Annotated in this window: 18 protein-coding genes; 14 read left to right on the top strand and 4 right to left on the bottom strand. The window is 59.8% G+C overall.

What is annotated here, in order from left to right:
- The first annotated feature begins 8 nt into the window (after window positions 1-8).
- Complete coding sequence (gene galU / locus CLU92_RS04420; RefSeq protein ID WP_101480892.1) at window positions 9-902, top strand: UTP--glucose-1-phosphate uridylyltransferase GalU; 894 nt, start codon at window positions 9-11, stop codon at window positions 900-902.
- Complete coding sequence (def, locus tag CLU92_RS04425) at window positions 899-1,435, top strand: peptide deformylase (protein WP_101480893.1); 537 nt, start codon at window positions 899-901, stop codon at window positions 1,433-1,435. Before galU ends, def begins: the two co-directional genes overlap by 4 nt.
- A 127-nt stretch (window positions 1,436-1,562) precedes the next feature.
- Here def and CLU92_RS04430 read toward each other — a convergent pair whose 3' ends face one another.
- The 4 genes from CLU92_RS04430 to map all read right to left on the bottom strand — a co-directional run bounded on the left by CLU92_RS04430 (window position 1,563) and on the right by map (window position 6,687).
- Window positions 1,563-2,327 carry a flagellar brake protein gene (locus tag CLU92_RS04430; RefSeq protein ID WP_101480894.1) on the bottom strand — a complete coding sequence of 255 codons (765 nt, stop codon included), beginning with the start codon at window positions 2,325-2,327 and terminating at the stop codon, window positions 1,563-1,565.
- Between the two features lie 152 nt (window positions 2,328-2,479).
- Window positions 2,480-3,229, bottom strand: coding sequence for a pseudouridine synthase (locus CLU92_RS04435; RefSeq protein ID WP_101480895.1), 750 nt, complete (start codon window positions 3,227-3,229; stop codon window positions 2,480-2,482).
- A 41-nt stretch (window positions 3,230-3,270) separates the two neighbouring features.
- Entirely contained in the window at window positions 3,271-5,838 is a 2,568-nt protein-coding gene (locus CLU92_RS04440; protein ID WP_101480896.1) for a [protein-PII] uridylyltransferase, read from the bottom strand.
- Window positions 5,839-5,874: 36 nt separating this feature from the next.
- Complete coding sequence (gene map / locus CLU92_RS04445) at window positions 5,875-6,687, bottom strand: type I methionyl aminopeptidase (RefSeq protein ID WP_096238442.1); 813 nt, start codon at window positions 6,685-6,687, stop codon at window positions 5,875-5,877.
- Window positions 6,688-7,100: 413 nt separating this feature from the next.
- On the opposite strand from map, the gene rpsB reads away from it, so the two are divergent.
- The 12 genes from rpsB to fabZ all read left to right on the top strand — a co-directional run bounded on the left by rpsB (window position 7,101) and on the right by fabZ (window position 19,403).
- A complete protein-coding gene (rpsB, locus tag CLU92_RS04450; RefSeq protein WP_071077760.1) occupies window positions 7,101-7,853 on the top strand; it encodes a 30S ribosomal protein S2 in 753 nt (250 codons plus the stop codon).
- A gap of 158 nt (window positions 7,854-8,011) precedes the next feature.
- Complete coding sequence (gene tsf / locus CLU92_RS04455; protein WP_101480897.1) at window positions 8,012-8,923, top strand: translation elongation factor Ts; 912 nt, start codon at window positions 8,012-8,014, stop codon at window positions 8,921-8,923.
- A 147-nt stretch (window positions 8,924-9,070) separates the two neighbouring features.
- Window positions 9,071-9,787, top strand: coding sequence for a UMP kinase (gene pyrH / locus CLU92_RS04460; RefSeq protein ID WP_101480898.1), 717 nt, complete (start codon window positions 9,071-9,073; stop codon window positions 9,785-9,787).
- A 118-nt stretch (window positions 9,788-9,905) separates the two neighbouring features.
- On the top strand, window positions 9,906-10,466 hold the full coding sequence (gene frr / locus CLU92_RS04465; RefSeq protein ID WP_092802600.1) for a ribosome recycling factor: 561 nt from the start codon (window positions 9,906-9,908) through the stop codon (window positions 10,464-10,466).
- 100 nt (window positions 10,467-10,566) lie between these two features.
- A complete protein-coding gene (uppS, locus tag CLU92_RS04470) occupies window positions 10,567-11,334 on the top strand; it encodes a polyprenyl diphosphate synthase (RefSeq protein ID WP_101480899.1) in 768 nt (255 codons plus the stop codon).
- Window positions 11,334-12,167, top strand: coding sequence for a phosphatidate cytidylyltransferase (locus CLU92_RS04475; RefSeq protein ID WP_101480900.1), 834 nt, complete (start codon window positions 11,334-11,336; stop codon window positions 12,165-12,167). Before uppS ends, CLU92_RS04475 begins: the two co-directional genes overlap by 1 nt.
- A gap of 8 nt (window positions 12,168-12,175) precedes the next feature.
- Window positions 12,176-13,360 (top strand): 1-deoxy-D-xylulose-5-phosphate reductoisomerase, encoded by a 1,185-nt coding sequence (gene ispC / locus CLU92_RS04480; RefSeq protein ID WP_101480901.1) that lies wholly within the window; start codon window positions 12,176-12,178, stop codon window positions 13,358-13,360.
- Complete coding sequence (gene rseP / locus CLU92_RS04485; protein ID WP_101480902.1) at window positions 13,357-14,718, top strand: RIP metalloprotease RseP; 1,362 nt, start codon at window positions 13,357-13,359, stop codon at window positions 14,716-14,718. The genes ispC and rseP overlap by 4 nt, the downstream gene beginning before the upstream one ends.
- Window positions 14,719-14,801: 83 nt before the next feature.
- On the top strand, window positions 14,802-17,138 hold the full coding sequence (gene bamA / locus CLU92_RS04490) for an outer membrane protein assembly factor BamA (RefSeq protein WP_101480903.1): 2,337 nt from the start codon (window positions 14,802-14,804) through the stop codon (window positions 17,136-17,138).
- Between the two features lie 51 nt (window positions 17,139-17,189).
- The gene (locus tag CLU92_RS04495; RefSeq protein ID WP_101480904.1) at window positions 17,190-17,708 is read left to right on the top strand and encodes an OmpH family outer membrane protein; all 519 of its coding nucleotides are present in this window, start codon (window positions 17,190-17,192) and stop codon (window positions 17,706-17,708) included.
- Window positions 17,709-17,871: 163 nt separating this feature from the next.
- Window positions 17,872-18,927: a UDP-3-O-(3-hydroxymyristoyl)glucosamine N-acyltransferase gene (gene lpxD, locus CLU92_RS04500; RefSeq protein WP_101480905.1), complete on the top strand. Its 1,056-nt coding sequence runs from the start codon at window positions 17,872-17,874 to the stop codon at window positions 18,925-18,927.
- Window positions 18,924-19,403, top strand: a complete 480-nt coding sequence (fabZ, locus tag CLU92_RS04505) for a 3-hydroxyacyl-ACP dehydratase FabZ (protein ID WP_101480906.1) — start codon at window positions 18,924-18,926, stop codon at window positions 19,401-19,403. Before lpxD ends, fabZ begins: the two co-directional genes overlap by 4 nt.
- The last annotated feature ends 25 nt before the right edge of the window (window positions 19,404-19,428 follow it).

A 19,428-nucleotide genomic window follows, 5' to 3' on the forward strand; every position in this document is an offset into this window, starting at 1 on the left:
GAAGACCCATGAAAAAAATCAGAAAAGCAGTCTTTCCCGTCGCCGGCCTGGGCAGCCGTTTCTTGCCTGCGACCAAGGCACAACCGAAGGAAATGCTGCCCATCGTCGACAAGCCGTTGATCCAGTACGCGGTGGAAGAAGCGGTGGCGGCCGGCATCACGGAAATGATCTTCATCACGGGTCGCAACAAGCGCGCCATTGAAGATCATTTCGATACTGCCTATGAGCTGGAGTCGGAGCTGGAAGCGGCCGGCAAGCGCCAGTTGCTCGAGATGGTGCAAAATGTCATTCCCAAGCACGTCAATTGCATTTACATACGCCAGTCGGCGCCGCTGGGCCTGGGGCATGCCGTGCTGTGCGCCCGTCCCGTGATCGGCGACGAACCGTTTGCTGTCTTGCTGGCCGACGATTTCATGGATGTGGAAGAGGGCGTGCGCCCCGTGCTGGCGCAGATGACCGATGTCTTCCAGTATGAAAATTGCTCGCTGCTGGCGGTGCAGGATGTGCCGCGCGCGGAAACCAAGCAATACGGTATCGTATCGGCAAAGAATTATCAGCCCGACCTGGAACTGGTCTCGGCCATTGTGGAAAAGCCTGCGCCGGAAGAGGCGCCATCGACCCTGGCCGTGGTGGGCCGTTATGTGCTGACCAGCCGTATCTTTAACCACCTGGAAAATATCGGCACGGGCGCCGGCGGCGAAATCCAGTTGACGGACGGCATCGCTGCCCTGATGCGCGAAGAGCGCGTGCTGGCTTACCGCTACCAGGGGCAGCGTTATGATTGCGGCTCCAAACTTGGTTATCTGAAGGCCACGACGGCGATGGGCATGAAGCATCCGGAAACGGGTGCTGCCTTCCGCGCTTACTTGCAAGAACTGCAAACAACACTGGGCGAAAAATGACGGTACGCGAGATTCTGAAGATGGGCGATCCACGCTTGCTGCGCATGGCCGAGCCCGTGCGTGACTTCGATACGCCCGAATTACACGCCTTGATCGCCGACATGTTCGACACCATGCATGCCGCCAATGGCGCGGGCCTGGCGGCGCCGCAGATCGGCATCAACCTGCAACTGGTGATTTACGGCTTCAAGCAGAATCTGCGCTATCCCGATGCGCCGCAAGTGCCGGAAACCGTGTTGATCAACCCTGTGCTGACGCCTTTGTCAGAGCGCAAGGAAGAGGGCTTTGAAGGCTGCCTGTCCGTGCCTGGTATGCGCGGCAGCGTGCCGCGCTGGAGCGAACTGCACTATGAAGGCGTGGACCAGTTTGGCCAGCCCATCAGCCGCGACTGCGACGGCTTCCATGCCCGCGTGGTGCAGCATGAAGTGGATCACTTGCACGGTATTTTGTATCCGATGCGTATCGTTGATTTTACGCAATTCGGTTATACGGAAGTGATGTTCCCCGACCTGGACCCGAACGACGACGATTGATTGGCGCTTAAGCTGGGGGCTGACCAGCCGGGTCAGGCCCCGAACGTTGTCAGTCGCAGTGCCGGGTAAGTATAAAAAATGGCCGCGCAGCTATCAGCTGGGCGGCCATTTTTTCATGTGGTGCAGCTCAGCGCACCTTGCGGTTGCTGCCCAGGTTGTCGAGCAAGGCTTTCAACTCATCTTGCATGGCAACCGTCAGGTTCAGGAAGCGGCAGCCGATCTGCACTTGCTCGCCCAGCAGGAAGGAGCGGAAGGTGCGCGACAGGCGGATTTCCAGGTCCGCGATCATGACTTTGTCCGGCCCCAGTTCCAGGCGCACGCGCGACAGCTTGCGGCCCACATACAGGCCGACCGTATCGCGCGGGTGGGCACGCATGCCGATGCCGCCGGCCGAGAAGTCATACAGCTGCAATTCGTACGGCCGTCCTTCCAGCACAAAGGCGGCCAGGTAGTACACGCCCAGCGGTGTTTCCAGGCGTGCCGATTCGCGCCGTTCCAGCACCAGGCAATGGCTGGGGAAGTTCGTCAGGTAGACGTTCGGCCGCTCGGGATAGGCCTCCCATTCGCCATTGATGGTAAATTGCAGCTTGGCGCTTTGCACCCACGACACAAACGTGGCGCCACCAGGCGGCAGGGTCGCGCCTTCGTTCAGTTCCAGCACGAATTGCGGCAAGTCGTCGTCGACGGACAATATGCGCGCCATGATGACATCTTCACCGCCTGTCGGGTAGATGGAAATGGCGTCGCCGTTATCAGCCAGGCTGCATAGGGTTTCGCCGATATCCCACGGATCGCTCATATGGTGCGGCTTGGTGCCTGGCTCCATAGGCTCGGCCACATCGGCCAGGCTGGGCGCGCCTTTGCGCAGGGGATTGGGGATGGGATCGTTCACGACAGCGTATCTCTTTTGTTCTAATGGGGAATAGTGTATAGGTTTAAGGCAATATTTACTAAGTAAATCACAATAATTGTTTTTATATCACTATATTCCTGTTGCTTATGTTGCATGGCATGCCGGGGCGCATGCCATCTCGATGCCGTCGCTTAAAACTGTTCGTCCGCGCTCAGGTAGCGCCATTGGCCCGTTGGCAAGTCGCCCAGCTTGACCTTGCCGATGCGCACGCGTTTCAGGCCCAGCACTTTCAGGCCGACGGCTTCGCACATGCGGCGGATCTGGCGTTTCTTGCCTTCGCGCAAGGTAAAGCTCAGCTGGTCTTCATTTTGCCAGCGCACCTTGGCCGGCAGCAGCGGTTTGCCGTCGAGCCACAAGCCATGGTTGAGCCTTTTCAGCTCGCTGTCGGGCAGGGTATCGCCTTTGGTGTAGCTCACGCGCACCAGGTATTCCTTGTCGATATCGGTATCGTGGCCGATCAGCTGTTTGGCCACGCGCCCATCCTGCGTCAAGACCAGCAAGCCGACGGAATCGATGTCCAGGCGGCCGGCGGCAACCAGGCTGCGCAGCTGGGTCGGGTGGAACTGTTCCGGGCTGCGGTCTTCCGCCCAGCGGTTTTCCGCCTTGATCAACGCCACGGCGGGCGTGTAGCCGTCTTCGGCCTGGCCGCTGACATAGCCGACGGGTTTGTTGATCAATACGGTGACGCGCTTCGACTGCTCGGCTGCCGCCTGGCGTTCCACGGTGACGCGCTGGCTGGGATAGACCTTGCTGCCCAGCTCGGACACCACCTTGCCATCGACGCGGACCCAGCCGCGCGCGATCCATTCATCGGCTTCACGGCGCGAGCACAGGCCCAGTTCGGACATGCGTTTGGACAAGCGTAATAATTCTTCGGTCATGTTGTTTCAGTTTCAGTAAGGGTAGGCGCTGCACGCAAGGTTTACACCTTCAGCGCATCGAGTAAATCGGTTTCCAGCAATATCTGGTTGCGGGCATTGTTGAGCGCGGGACCGTCGACGAGGAAGACGTCTTCGACCCGTTCGCCCAGGGTCATGATCTTGGCCGTGTGCAGGTTGATGCGGTACTTGGTCAGCACATTGGCGATCGCATACAGCAGGCCCGTGCGGTCGTTGGCGGCCACCGACAGCAGGTAGTACTGTCCCCTTTCGTCGGGCCGCAAATCCACCGTCGGCTGGAAGGGGAAAGTGCGCGACAGGCGCGACAGCCGTCCCTTGCCCGGCGGCGGCAGCGGCGTTTGCGACTGCAGCAGTTCGCCCAGCTCGTGCTCGATCAGGCTGATGATGTCGCGGTAGCTCTTGGCGAAGTTCTGCTCCGTGACGAGGAAAGTGTCGAGCGCGTAGCCATTCCTGGTCGTGTGGATCTTCGCGTCGAGGATGCTGAAATTCTTGCGGTCGAAATAGCTGCAGATGCGTGCGAACAGGTCGGGCTGGTCGGGCACGTACACGGCTACCTGCAAGCCTTCGCCGATGGGCGCCAGCCGGCATTTTACCACCGGCAACTTGCTGTCGAGCTTGTCATACAGCGAGCGCGTCTGCCAGGCGATGTCGGAGGCGTCGTGGCGCAGGAAATACGCCACGTCCAGCTGCTGCCACAGTTTCAGATGGGCATCGGGCGGCAGGCCGTACAGGCGCAGTGTGGCCAGCGCTTCCTGCTGGCGGTTCTTCAGTTCGCGGTCGGCCGTATGCGGTTCGCCGCCCAGCACGCGCAGGGTGATCTTGTACAGGTCTTCCAGCAGTTTGCCTTTCCATGCGTTCCACACTTTCGGACTGGTGCCGCGGATGTCGGCGACCGTCAGCAGGTACAGGCCCGTCAGGTGGCGCTCGTCCTTGACCACTTTCGCAAAGGCGGCGATGACGTCGGGGTCGGACAGGTCTTGCTTTTGCGCCACTTGCGACATGGTCAGGTGATTTTCCACCAGGAAGGCCACCAGTTCCGTGTCCTCTGCCGACATGCCGTGGTCCTGGCAGAACTGGGTGGCGTCGGCCACGCCCAGCTTGGAATGGTCGCCGCCGCGGCCCTTGGCGATGTCGTGGAACAGGGCCGCCACGTACAGCAGCCACGATTGCGAGAAATCGGCCATCAGCTGGCTGCAGAACGGGTATTCGTGCGCATGTTCGCTCATGGTGAAGCGGCGCATGTTGCGCACCACCATCAAAATGTGCTGGTCGACCGTGTACACGTGGAACAGGTCATGCTGCATCTGCCCCACGATGCGGCGGAAATTCGGCAGGTAGCGCCCCAGGATGCTCATCTCGTTCATACGCCGCAGCGCATGGATGATGCCCACGGGCGCCCGCATGATGCGCAGGAAGAGGGCGCGGTTGACGGGATCCTGGCGGAAGGCGGCATCGATCTTGAAGCGCGCATGCCACAGGGCCCGCGTGGCGCGCGACGTCATGCCCTTCAGGGCAGGGCGTTCCGTCATCAGGACAAATATTTCCAGCATGGCCGACGGGTATTGCTCGAACGTATCGTCGGCGCTGATGTCGATCAGGCTGTTGACTTCATTGAAGCGTTCGTTGATGGGCACGGCCACATCGTCTTGGGGAAACAGCCGTGCCTCGATATTTTGCAGCAGAATCGTGTTGAGCTGGGTCACCGTCTTGGCGGCCCAGTAATAGCGCTGCATGAGAAATTCGCTGGCGCGGCGCATGTGCGGCCCGCTACCCGTGGCTTGCAGGCCCAGTGATTCGGCAATCGCCGTCTGCACGTCGAACACCAGGCGGTCTTCGCGCCGCCCCGCATGCAGGTGCAAACGCACGCGGATATCTTTGAAGGCGCGCTCCTTTTCCATCAACTGGCGCGCTTCCGTCAGGGTGATCAGGCCTCCCGTGGCCAGGGTGCGCCAGGAATTGGCCAGGCCGGCCGCCTTGGCCACCCACAAAATCACCTGCAAGTCGCGCAAGCCGCCCGGGCTTTCCTTGCAATTGGGCTCCAGGCTGAAGGCCGTGTCTTCGTATTTGGCATGGCGCTGGCGCATTTCCGCCGTTTTCGCCTGGAAAAACGCCTGCGGGTCCATGGCGGCCTCGTAGCGCTGCTGCAATTGCGCGAACAAGTCCGCGTTGCCGCACACGAGGCGCGCTTCGAGCAGGCTGGTTTGCACGGTGATGTCGGCTTTCGATTCGACCATGCACTCCTCGACCGTACGGATGCTGTGGCCGATTTCCAGGCCCAGGTCCCACAGCAGTTGCACCAGTTCCTCGAGCTTTTCCTGTGTCGCCGCGTCCGGCGCCTGCTGCAGCAGGATCAGCAGATCGACGTCGGAATACGGAAACAGTTCACCGCGGCCGTAGCCGCCCACGCCCACCAGGGCAGTGCCGGGAGGCAAACCCGCTTCCTGCCAGGCGCGCGCCAGCACCCCATCGACGCTGTGGCGAAGGCCGCGCAGCAGTTTTTCAGGCTTGCCATCGGCCTGGAAGGCCGCAATGACGACCTGGCGGTCGGCTTTCAGTTGCTGTTTCAGCTGTTCCCGAACTTGCTTTTTCATCTGGGCCCTGGGGTGGCGGTGCGTGGGATGGAAGAATCAGGCTTTGTTCAGGATCAAGGCTGGCGGCGGCGGCATGCCAGGCGAGACGGTCAGCACTTCATAGCCCGTTTCCGTCACCAGCACCGTGTGTTCCCATTGCGCCGACAGGCTGCGGTCCTTGGTTTTGATGGTCCAGCCATCGTTCATTTCGCGGATCTCGCGGCGGCCCGAGTTGATCATCGGTTCCACGGTGAAAATCATGCCCGCCTCCAGGCGCTCCAGGGTGCCTGGTTTGCCGTAGTGCAGCACTTGCGGTTCTTCATGGAAGACCTTGCCGATGCCGTGGCCGCAGAATTCGCGCACCACGCTGTAGCCTGCTTTTTCCGCGTGCTGCTGGATGGCGTGCCCGATATCGCCCAGGTGCGCGCCCGGTTTGATCTGGTCTATGCCCAGCCACATGCATTCATAGGTGATTTCCGACAGGCGCTTGGCCAGGATGGTGGGCGTGCCGACGAGGAACATGCGGCTGTTGTCGCCGTGATAGCCATCCTTGATGACGGTGATGTCGAGGTTGACGGAGTCGCCGCTCTTCAAGACCTTGTCGCCCGGAATGCCATGGCAGATGACGTCGTTGACGGAGGTGCAGATGGCTTTCGGGTACGGCGTATAGCCGGGCGGGCAGTAGTTCAGCGGGGCGGGAATGGTGCCCTGCACATTGACCATGTATTCGTGGCACAGGCGGTCAAGTTCGCCCGTGGTGACGCCCACCTTGACGAAGGGGGTGATGTAGTCGAGCACTTCGGCGCCGAGCTTGCCGGCAACGCGCATGCCTTCGATGTCGGCGGCGCTATTAATACGGATGGTGGACATGGTGTAATTCGCAATCTGCAAGATATTCGGCTGAAAAGCGCGGGTGAAAAGCACAGACGATTCCTGTGTAGGGGAAAAAGTCTGCAAATATGTCGAAATTATAAACGAGCCGCCCTGAATCCGCCGCCTCCTTCCTATGGCCGGGTGGCGATTTGTGGGGGGAATGGAGAGGCGCTGCCGCGGCGGCCATGTCTTGCACCATAATGGTGCATAGGACGTTTCCGCCGGGCGGGCGATTTGCAGTGCGGACTTGATGCGGCGGTCATTTTGGTGTAGAATCCCGGGTTGCTTGAATTCACTTTTGAGCAATGCAATAAATAGTGTCTTTAATTTTAAATAAACACGCGAATCCGGTCGACAAGGGTGCCTGTATGGTGACTGATCGGATTCCAGACCCAACCCTGGAGTTAATAATGTCCGTAACAATGCGCGAAATGCTGGAAGCCGGTGTCCACTTTGGTCACCAAACCCGTTTTTGGAATCCAAAAATGGCACCGTTCATCTTCGGCCATCGCAACAAGATCCACATCATCAACCTGGAAAAAACCATGGCGATGTACCAGGACGCAATGAAGCACGTGCGTCAACTGGCTGCAAACCGTGGCACCATCCTGATGGTCGGCACCAAGCGTCAAGCTCGCGAAATCATCGCTGCTGAAGCACAACGCGCTGGCGTGCCTTTCGTTGATCAACGTTGGTTGGGCGGCATGCTGACCAACTTCAAAACGATCAAAACCTCGATCAAGCGTCTGAAGGACATGGAAGTGATGGTCGAAGACGGTTCGATCGAGAAGCTGTCGAAAAAAGAAGCGCTGATGTTCTCCCGCGAAATGATCAAGCTGCAAAAATCGATCGGCGGCATCAAGGATATGGGCGGCATTCCTGACGCAATCTTCGTTGTGGACGTCGGCTACCACAAAGGTGCGATCACCGAAGCAGCTAAACTGGGTATCCCGGTCATCGGCGTTGTCGATACCAACCACTCCCCAGAAGGCGTGAACTTCGTGATCCCAGGTAACGATGACTCCTCGAAAGCCATCATGTTGTACGCTCGCGGTGTTGCTGATGCAATCATCGAAGGCCGTGCAGCTGCCGGTAACGAAGTTGTTGAAATGGTTAAAGCAGCCGCTGGCGACGAATTCGTCGAAGTGAACGAACAGGCTTAATAGCCAGGCTATCGCGAGATAGCCGTTTGTAAGCACAGCAGTAAGGGAAAAGGGGTGGCAGCAGCTCCCCCTTTTTTTTAACAAAAAAACGATAGTGACCGCTGGCGAGGCATACCTGCCCGGCCGCGACTATCGACTCACCGAATCAGGAGAAACACATGGCAGCGATTACAGCAGCGATGGTAGGCGAATTGCGCGGCAAAACCGACGCACCAATGATGGAATGCAAAAAAGCACTGACCGAAGCCGATGGCGACATGGCTCGTGCGGAAGAGATCCTGCGCGTCAAACTGGGCGGCAAGGCATCGAAAGCATCGGCACGTATCACCGCTGAAGGCGTCGTGGCAACCTACATCGCCAATGGCGTAGGCGCCCTGGTCGAAGTCAACTCGGAAACCGACTTCGTTGCGAAGAACGACGATTTCCTGGCACTGGCCAACAACGCTGCCCGTCTGGTAGCAGAACACAACCCGGCTGACGTAGCTGCCCTGCTGGCCCTGCCACTCGATGGCAAGACCCTGGAAGAAGTGCGCGCTGCCCTGATCGGCAAAATTGGCGAAAACATGACCATCCGCCGCTTCCAGCGTTTCGAAACCAGCAACAAGCTGGCTTCGTACCTGCACGGTTCGCGCATTGGCGTGATCGTCGAATTCGACGGTGCCGATGAGCAAGTAGGCAAAGACGTGGCCATGCACATCGCTGCCATGAAGCCAGTGTCGCTGTCTTCGAACGAAGTTCCAGCGGAACTGATCGAAAAAGAGCGTTCGGTTGCCCAACTGAAAGCCGAAGAAGACGCAGCCAAAGCGGCCGCCGAAGGCAAGCCAGCGCAATCGCCGGAAATCCTGGCCAAGCGCCTGGAAGGTTCCGTACAGAAGTTCCTGAAAGAAGTATCGCTGCTGAACCAGGCTTTCGTGAAAAACGACAAGCTGTCGGTTGAGCAAATGCTGAAGGCGGCTAACACCAGCGTCAAGGGTTTTGCCATGTACGTGGTAGGCGAGGGCATCGAGAAGAAGCAAGACGACTTCGCAGCAGAAGTCGCAGCACAGATGGCTGCCTCCCAGGGAGCGTAAGTAAAGCGGGCCGAGAGGCCCGTTTTTTTGGCCCGCCCGCACCTGTCGTGCCGGGCGGCGGCATGGGCAGCCCCGCGCGCCTGTCCGGCGCTGCAAGGCGCTGCGCCATGTCATACTCGAATAAACTCATTTATGGAGCCCCAGCTCATGTCAAAACCAGCCTACAAGCGCGTCCTCCTCAAGTTGTCCGGCGAAGCCCTGATGGGCGATGATCCCTACGGCATCAACCGCGCCACGATCGAGCGCATGGTGGCCGATGTGGCCGAGGTGGCGAAATTGGGTGTGGAACTGGCAATCGTGATTGGCGGCGGCAATATCTTCCGCGGCGTCGCGCCTGGTGCGCAAGGCATGGATCGTGCCACCGCCGACTACATGGGCATGCTCGCCACCGTGATGAATGCACTGGCCCTGGCCGATGCCATGCGCCATGTCGGGATCACCGCACGCGTCATGTCGGCCATCGGCATCGAGCAAGTCGTCGAGCCGTACGTCCGTCCGAAAGCCCTGCAATACCTGGAAGAAGGCAAAGTGGTCGTCTTCGCCGCCGGCACCGGCAATCCGTTCTTCACTACCGACACGGCGGCCGCCCTGCGCGGTTCCGAGATCAGTGCCGAGATCGTCCTGAAGGCCACCAAGGTCGACGGCGTCTACACGGCCGATCCGAAGAAGGATCCGAACGCCACTCTGTTCCACACGATTACGTTCGACGACGCCATCGCCAAGCACCTGCAAGTGATGGATGCCACCGCATTCGCCCTGTGCCGCGACCAGAAACTGCCAATTAAAGTGTTTTCGATCACCAAGCCAGGCGCGCTGATACGCGTCATCATGGGCGAGGATGAAGGCACCTTAGTGCACGTTTAAGGAGATATGGAAGCCATCCATGGTTGCCATGGATGGTTTCCAGACTCCCGACTGCGCGGGCTTGTTTCCTGAGCCTGGCACAGTAGTATATTTATTATTATCAAGATTGGAGAGCAGCATGTCCTTAGCTGACGTTAAAAAGAACGCCCAGGAACGCATGACGAAGTCGCTGGAAACACTGCGGGCCGACCTGGCCAAGGTGCGTACCGGTCGCGCCCATACGGGTATCCTGGACCACGTGATGGTCGATTACTACGGTTCGCCGACTGCGCTGACCCAGGTTGCCAACGTGACCCTGATCGACGCGCGTACCATCGGTGTGCAGCCGTACGAAAAGAAAATGGCCTCGACCGTTGAAAAAGCTATCCGCGACGCCGACCTGGGCTTGAACCCATCGGCACAGGGCGACCTGATCCGCGTCCCGACGCCGCCGCTGACGGAAGAGCGCCGCAAGGAAATGGTCAAGCTGGTCAAGAGCGAAGCGGAAGACGCGAAGATTGCCGTGCGTAATATTCGTCGCGACGCGAACGAGTCGCTGAAGAAGCTGGTCAAGGAAAAAGCCTGCTCCGAGGACGATGAGCGTCGCTCGTCGGAAGAAGTGCAGAAGCTGACGGACAAGTTTATTGCCGACATAGACAAGATGGTAGTCGATAAAGAAAAAGAAGTGCTGACGGTCTAGTTTTCAGTCCTTTTGACGCTGCCCGGAAAAGCATGGCTTTTCCGGGCAGTGCTATTTGGCGCATAATAGTTATCTGTTATTTTTTGGTATTCGTGTTTTCATGATCTATTCGAGTTCGACAACGGCAGTACCTGAGGTTGGCACGGTGCCGCGCCATGTGGCAATCATTATGGATGGCAATGGCCGCTGGGCAACCAAACGCTTCTTGCCGCGCGTGGCTGGCCACGTAAAGGGCGCTGACGCCGTGCGCGGTGTCGTCGAGACCTGCCTGGAACGGGGCGTCGAGTATCTGACCCTGTTTGCTTTCAGTTCGGAAAACTGGCGCCGCCCGGAAGAAGAGGTGTCGATGCTGATGCGCCTGTTCGTTACCATGCTGGAACGCGAAGTGGTCAAAATGCATGCCAATGACATCCGCCTGAAAGTGGTGGGCGACTTGTCCCGCTTCAACGACCAATTGCAAACCCTGATCGCCGATGCGGAACGCAAGACGGCCCGCAACACGCGTCTGACGGTGACCATCTGCGCTAATTATGGCGGCCGATGGGACATCATGCAGGCAGTCAACAGAATGACGGTCGAGGCTGCAGCCAAGGGCCAGCCTGCCGGACAGGCTTACACGGAAGAACAACTGGCGCCGCACCTGGCCATGGCCTATGCGCCCGAGCCTGACCTGTTCATCCGCACCGGCGGCGAGCAGCGCATTTCCAATTTCCTGCTGTGGCAACTGGCGTACACTGAGCTGTTTTTCACCGAGACTTTCTGGCCCGACTTCAATGAAGAATGCCTCGACGCGGCAATCGCGTCTTACCAGCAGCGCGAACGGCGCTTTGGCCGCACTAGCGCGCAATTAACTGAAAAGACAAACTGATGCTGAAAACACGGATAATCACCGCCCTGGTCCTGTTGGCGGTCTTGCTGCCGGTTCTGTATCTGAATTATTTCCCTGCCTTCGCCGTGATCGCCACGGCGTTCTTCGGCGCCGCCGTATGGGAAAGCTTCCGCATCTTCAAAAATCGCCAGGCGCTCCTGATTGCTGCCGTCTGGACTGCCGCCTTCGCGTATACGTTTTTTGTCGGTAACGGTATGGCGCAGCTCAATTTCTGGTTCGCCCTGTGCGTGGCCATCTGGCTGATCCGTTTCGTGCCATCGCTGGCGACGGGCTTGCCACCCACCGAAGGCTTGGGCAATACCTTGCTCAGTCTGGTGTATCCGGTCACCATCGTCGGCTGCTTCGTCGCCATCATTGCCTTGTTCCTGCATAGCCCTTTGTTCCTGCTGTCCGTCATGGCGCTCGTGTGGATCGCCGATATCGGCGCGTATTTCTCGGGCAAGGCTTTCGGCAAGCGCAAGCTGGCGCCAAGTATTTCCCCGGGGAAATCCTGGGAGGGTGCCATCGGTGGCGGGATCGCCGTCTTGCTCATCGCCGCCATCACCATCGTTGCCGCGCCATCGCTGCCAGTGCTGCAAGACACCTTTGCCGTGCAGCTGCAATTGCGCCGCGGTTGGCTGGTGGCCTTGCTGGTGCTGCTGCTGGTCGTCGCTGCCAGCATCGTCGGCGACCTGTTTGAATCCCAACTGAAGCGCCGCGCCGGCATCAAGGACAGCAGCAACCTGCTGCCCGGCCACGGCGGTGTACTCGACCGTATCGACGCGCTGATCCCGGTCCTGCCATTTGCCGCCCTCGTGGCCAGTTGGCTTTAAGGAAACTCATGCAATACATCACCATCCTTGGCGCGACCGGCTCGATCGGCGTGTCTACCCTGGACGTGCTCGCGCGTCATCCCGAGCAATACAGCGTGTATGCGCTGAGTGCGCACAGCCGCGTGGCCGAACTGGCCGCCCAGTGTCTGAAGTTCCGTCCGCAGCGCGCTGTCGTTGGCACTGCGGAAGCCGCTCTTGAACTGACGCGTTTGCTGCGCGGGCAGGGCGTCGATACGCAAGTCGAGTACGGCGTGGAGGCCCTGTGCGCCATTGCCAGCGCGCCGCAGGTGACGGGCGTGATGGCGGCCATCGTTGGCGCGGCAGGCCTGGCGCCTACCTTGGCGGCGGCACGTGCTGGCAAGAAAGTATTGTTGGCCAATAAGGAGGCGCTGGTCATGTCTGGCCAGCTGTTCATCGATGCCGTGCACGATAACGGCGCCGTGCTGTTGCCCATCGACAGTGAGCATAACGCCATCTTCCAATGCATGCCGCACGCCCATGGTCGCGCGCCAGGCGCCGCTGGCGTGGCAAAAATCGTGCTGACGGCTTCCGGCGGTCCCTTCCTCACGCGCGACGTCGAGACGCTCGACAAGGTTACGCCGGACCAGGCCTGCAAGCATCCGACCTGGGCCATGGGGCGCAAGATTTCCGTCGATTCGGCCACCATGATGAACAAGGGGCTGGAGGTAATCGAGGCGCACTGGCTGTTCGGCGCGCCTGCCGAGCAGATCGAAGTGCTGATCCACCCGCAAAGCGTGATCCATTCGATGGTGTCGTATATCGACGGTTCCGTGCTGGCCCAGTTGGGTAACCCGGACATGCGCACGCCGATCGCCCATGCGTTGGCGTATCCGCAGCGCATCGCTTCCGGCGTGGCGCAGCTGGACCTGGCGCAAGTGGCAACCCTGCAGTTCGAACGTCCCGATTTCCGTCGTTTCCCTTGCCTGGCGCTGGCGTTCGACGCCTTGCGCGCGGGCGGAACGGCGCCGGCCCTGCTCAATGCGGCCAATGAAGTGGCTGTGCAATCCTTCCTCGACGAGCAGATCGGCTTCCGCCAGATCGACCGCGTCATCGCCCATGTGATCGAGACTGTGCCGCATGGCGCCGCCTCCAGCATCGAGGCCGTGATGGAGCAGGACCGCCTGGCCCGCGTGGCCGCGCACGCGTATATCGCCCAAAGGCTGGCCGCATGACGCTGATCACCACCTTGCTGGCTTTTATCGTCGCGCTCGGTTCGCTGATTACCTTGCACGAGCTGGGTCACTACCTGGTGGCGCGCTGGTGCGGCGTGAAAGTGCTGCGCTTCTCGATCGGCATGGGGAAAGTGGTGTATTCGCGCAAGTTTGGCAAGGACCAGACGGAATGGGCTATTTCCGCGCTGCCGCTGGGCGGCTATGTCAGCATGCTCGACAGCCGCGCGCAAGACCTCAGCGACTTGCCGGAAAGCGAATTGCGCCGCGAATTCACGCGCCAGAGCGTGTGGCGCCGCATCGCCATCGTGGCCGCCGGCCCGCTGGCCAATTTCCTCGTCGCCATCGTGCTGTACGCGGGCCTGTTCATGCATGGCATCGAAGAGCCGTCAAGCAAGCTCGGCCCCGTAGCCGAGCAGACAGCCGCCTATGCGGCTGGCTTGCGCAGCGGCGATACGGTCGAAGCGGTGAATGGCAAGGCCGTGGCCAGCTGGTCCGAGCTGCGCTGGGAGCTGATCCAGGCCACCCTCGACAAGCAGCCGGCCCGCATCGAAGTGCGCCGCCCCGACCGCGGCCAGCAGGAAGCGACCTTGCCGACGGCCAGCCTGACGGAGACGGACCTTGAAGGCGACGTGCTGGGCAAGCTGGGCCTGACCCTGGCCCGTTCCGCGCCTACCCTGATGGAAATCATGCCCGATGGCGCCGCCGCGCGCGCCGGCCTGCAGAAAAACGACCAGATCCTGGCCATCGACGAACAGCCCGTGCACGACGTGGCGGCCGTCATCGCCACCCTGAGCCAGGCGCCTGGCCGGACCTTGCAATTGCAACTGTTGCGCCAGGGCCAGGACCTGACCTTGCCCATTACGCCGGACGCCGTGCCGGGCACAGGGACAGAGGGAGCTGTAACAGTTGGTAAGATCCAGGCAAAGCTGGGACAGGTGCCGGATATGATTACCGTGGCCTCCGGACCGTTCTCTGCCGTGGGCAAGGCGTCTGCCAAGGTCTGGGATACCAGTGTCATGAGCCTGAAAATGCTGGGTAAAATGGTCACCGGCCAGGTCTCGCTGAAGAATGTGACGGGGCCCATTACCATCGCCGATTACGCGGGCCAGACGGCGCGCATCGGCCTGGTAAGCTACCTGAGCTTCATCGCCTTCATCAGTATCAGTCTGGGCGTGATGAATTTGCTACCCATTCCTGTTCTGGATGGCGGGCATTTGCTGTATTATTCGCTGGAAGTTTTGACCGGACGCCCCTTGCCGGAGCGCGTAGGCGAGATTGCCCAGCGCCTGGGGATCGGTTTGTTACTGACCTTGATGGTGCTTGCCGTCTTTAATGACGTGTTGCGATTGCTTAATTAGGGCGGTGGTTGATGCCATTGCGTGAGTCGCACAAGCAATCTTTTGTGTATGTTGTCCATTGATTTACCCATTGAATAACCCCAATGAAATTACATTCTGCTCGTTTTGCCTTGCCTTCCTTTCGTCGCAGCCTGATCGGCGCCGCCGTCATGGCCTTCTGTGCCGGCCATGCGCTGGCCGTCCAGCCATTTACTGTCAAGGACATCCGGGTCGAAGGGATCCAGCGTACTGAAGCGGGCACTGTTTTCAGCTACCTGCCGGTGCGCGTCGGCGAAACGTTCTCCGACGAGAAGAGTATCGCCGCCATCAAAGCCCTGTACGCGACGGGTTTCTTCAAGGACGTGCGCCTGGAAGTCGATGGCGACGTGCTGGTGGTGCTGGTCGAGGAGCGCCCGGCCATCGCTGCCGTGGAATTCACGGGCACCAAGGAATTTGAAAAAGATGTGCTGGTCAAGGCATTGAAGGAAATTGGCGTCGGCGAAGCCAAGATTTTCGACAAGGCCTCGGTCGACCGCGCTGAACAGGAACTCAAGCGCCAGTACCTGTCGCATGGCCTGTACGGCGTGAAGATCACCACCACCGTCACGCCGATCGAGCGTAACCGCGTCAACGTGGTGTTCGCCGTCGACGAGGGCGACGTGGCCCGCATCAAGCAGATCAACATCGTCGGCAACAAGGCCTTCACCGACAAGGAACTGCGCGAACAGCTGGCCCTGAACACGGGCGGCTGGTTCAGCTGGTATACCAAGGCGGATCAATATTCGAAGACCAAGCTGACGGGCGACATCGAGTCGCTGAAGTCCTACTACCTGGACCGCGGCTATATCGAGATGCAGGTCGACTCCACGCAAGTGTCAATCACGCCCGATAAAAAAGATATCTATCTGACAATCAATATCACCGAAGGTGAAAAGTACAAGATTGCCGGCACCAAGTTCGAAGGCGAGATGTTCGGCCGCGAAGAAGAGCTGAAAGCCCTGAACCTGATGCGCGAAGGCGAGATTTACTCGGGTGCGCGCCTGACAGCCACGAACAAGCGCATCCAGGACCGCCTGGCCACGTTCGGCTATGCCTTTGCCAACGTCAATGCCAATCCGGAAATCAACCGTGAGAAGCATGAAGTGGGTTTTACTTTCTTCATCGATCCGGGCAAGCGCGTCTACGTGCGCCACATGAATATCGCCGGCAACACCACCACGCGCGATGAAGTCATCCGCCGTGAATTCCGCCAGTTCGAATCGTCCTGGTACGACAGCAACAAGATCAAGCTGTCGCGCGACAGGGTCGACCGCCTGGGCTACTTCAAGGACGTGACCATCGACACGCCGGAAGCACAGGGCACGACCGACCAGGTCGACGTCAACGTGACGGTGGTGGAAAAACCGACGGGTAACTTCCTGATCGGTGGTGCCTTCTCGCAATCGGAGAAGTTCACCCTGTCGGCATCGATTTCGCAGGCCAACTTCGCCGGTAGCGGCAACACCGTTGGCATCGAACTCAATACCAGCCATTACAGCCGCACGATCGCGTTTTCGCAAACCAATCCGTACTTTACGGACGATGGCATTTCGCGCAGCTTTGAAGTTTACCTGCGTACGACGGAACCGCCGGCGCTGAACATCGGCAGCTACAAGATCAAGCAAACCGGTGGCCGTGTCAGTTTCGGCGTGCCATTCTCGGAAGTCGACACTGTCTTCTTCGGCATCGGCGCCGAGCGCTCGCGCATCGAAACCGACATCACCAGCCCGATCCGCTTCAAGCAGTACGTGATCGACAATGGCGGCCCGTCAGACGGTATCGGTTCGGCCACCACGAATTCCATCCCGCTGACGGCGGCATGGCAGCGCGACAGCCGCGACAGCGCCCTGACGCCATCGATCGGCCGCTACCAGCGCGTCAACCTGGAGGCTGACCTGATCGGCGACCAGAAGTACTTCCGTGCCATCTATGAGCACCAGTATTTCCGTCCGCTGTTCAGCAAGGTCACCCTGGCGCTGAAAGGCGAGATCGATTACGGCCACGGCATCGGCAATCACGTGTATCCGGTCTTCAAGAACTTCTACGGCGGCGGTATCGGTTCGGTGCGCGGCTACCTGAGTTCCTCGCTGGGCGCGGTCGAACCGAGCACCAACGATGCACTGGGCGGCGCTTCGCGCCTGATCGGTAATGCCGAACTGCAGATGCCATTCCCCGGTTCGGGCAATGACCGCAGCCTGCGCTGGTTCGGTTTTCTTGACGGCGGCCAGGTCTACCAGGAAGGCGAAAAAATGCGGATCTCGCAATTGCGCTATTCTGCTGGCTTGGGCATCAGCTGGATTTCACCGGTGGGTCCGCTCAAGCTGAGCTATGCCAAACCGCTGAACGCCAAGCCGACTGACCGCCTGGAGCGCTTCCAGTTCCAGATGGGCACCGGTTTCTAACCGGCCATCTGAACCGGGGCGACAGCTTTTACCTTTTGACCATGGAGTATCATGAACACCGCATCCGCTACCCTGCCCAAGTCCCTTGCCGTGATCGCATTGTGCTGGAGTTCGCTGTTGCCGGTGCAGGCGCAGGCTCAGGAGTCGAAAATCGCCTGGATCAGCAGCGAACGTATTTATAACGAGTCAAGGCTGGCCAAAGCGGCCAGCGCCAAGCTGGCCGAAGAGTTCCGCGCGCGCGAAAAAGCCGTGCAGGAACTGGCCAGCCGCTTCAAGGTGGCCAACGAAGCCCTGGAAAAGGACATGCCTACCCTGAGCGAGGCCGAGCGCGCCAAGCGCCAGCGCGAGTTTTTCGAGCTGGACAAGGAGCTGCAACGCCGCCAGCGCGAATTTCGCGAAGACTTGAGCCAGCGCACGAACGAAGAGCGCAGCGCCATCGCGGAAAAAGCCAACACCATCATCCAGCAGATGGCGCATATCGAAGGATATGACATCGTGCTGCAGGAAGCCCTGTGGGCCAGTCCGCGCATCGACATTACCGACAAGGTCTTGAAGGCGCTGGACAAGTAATCGAAACGGTTTTAAGCCTGGCAGTGCCTTAGCGAGCGGATGTGAGTTGTGGTTGAGAAGCGGAGCTGTGCGTATGCACGGGGCCGCCCGAGGCAGTGAGCTTCGGAGACCGCAATTCGCGCCGCGCAGCAGGCGTAGTCAGGCGTTCTTATAAGGGTAAAAGATGGGCACTCGACTAGGAGACTTGGTCGAACGCTTCGGTGGTCAATTGGCGGGCGATCCCAACCTGGAAGTCACAGGGATCGCGCCGCTGGCCGACGCCGGCGCTTCGCACATCAGCTTTCTCAGCAATAGCAAATTTCGCGCACAGGCGGCGCAAAGCGGAGCTGCCGCGCTGATCCTCACGCCTGTCGACGATGCGCTGATCGGCGCCGAGTACGCCGGCACGCGCATCGTCACACCGAATCCCTATGTCTATTTCGCGCGCGCGGCGCAGTATTTCGCCGCACTGCATGAGATCAAGGCACCGGCAGGCATCCATCCGAGCGCCTTTGTCGATGCCGGCGCGCAGGTCGATGCCAGCGCCTCTGTCGGCGCACACGCGGTGATCGAGGCCGGCGCCATTGTCGGAGCCGGCTGCATCATCGGCCCTGGCTGCGTGGTGGGGCGCGATGCGGTCATCGGCGCGGGCACGCAATTGCTCGCCAACGTGACCTTTCATGCGCGCTGCGTGATCGGCCAGCGCGGCATCATCCATTCCGGCGCCGTGATTGGTACCGACGGATTCGGCTTTGCCAACGAAGGCGGCGTGTACATCAAGATTCCGCAAACGGGCAGGGTGGTGATCGGTGACGATGTCGATATCGGCGCCAATACCACCATCGACCGTGGCGCACTGGCTGACACCGTCATCGAAGATGGTGTCAAGCTCGATAACCAGATCCAGATCGGCCATAACTGCCATATCGGCGCGCATACGGCCATGGCCGGCTGCGTGGGCGTGGCCGGTAGCGCCGTCATCGGCAAGTACTGCACCTTTGGCGGCGCTGCCATGGTGCTGGGCCATTTGACAATCGCCGACCGCGTCCATGTCGGCTCTGGCAGCATGGTGTCTCGCTCGATCGCGGAACCGGGCCAGTACACGGGTTTTTATCCGCTGGCCAAGAACGCCGACTGGGAAAAGAGCGCCGCCATCGTGCGCAACCTGTCAAGCATGCGCGAGAAGATACGCGCGCTTGAAAAAACAATTAGAACACTGACCACGCAAGACGAAAAATGACTACTGAGAAGAAGACCCTCGACATCCTGGCCATCAAATCGCTGCTGCCGCACCGCTATCCGCTGCTGCTGGTTGACCGCGTGCTGGACTGGGAAGCGAACAAATCCATCACTGCCATCAAGAACGTGACGGTCAACGAAGAGTTCTTCCAGGGGCATTTTCCGCACAAGCCGGTCATGCCCGGCGTGCTGATGATCGAAGCGCTGGCGCAGACGGCGGCCTTGCTGTCGTTCCTGACGATGGGCGTGAAACCGGATGAAAATTCGGTGGTGTACCTTGTCGGCATCGACAATGCGCGCTTCAAGCGTCCCGTCGAACCGGGCGACCAATTGAAGATGGACGTGGAAATCCTGCGCGTGTCGCGCGGCCTCTGGAAATACAAGGCAGTCGGCTCGGTCGACGGCACGGTGGCGCTGGAAGCGGAAATCATGTGCACCATCCGCAGCGCGCAGGATGCGAGCCAGCCAGCGGGGTAGTAATATGGCGATCATTCACTCTACG

It is taken from the genome of Janthinobacterium sp. 61, from assembly GCF_002846335.1.
In the GTDB taxonomy this organism is placed as follows: Bacteria; Pseudomonadota; Gammaproteobacteria; order Burkholderiales; family Burkholderiaceae_D; genus Janthinobacterium.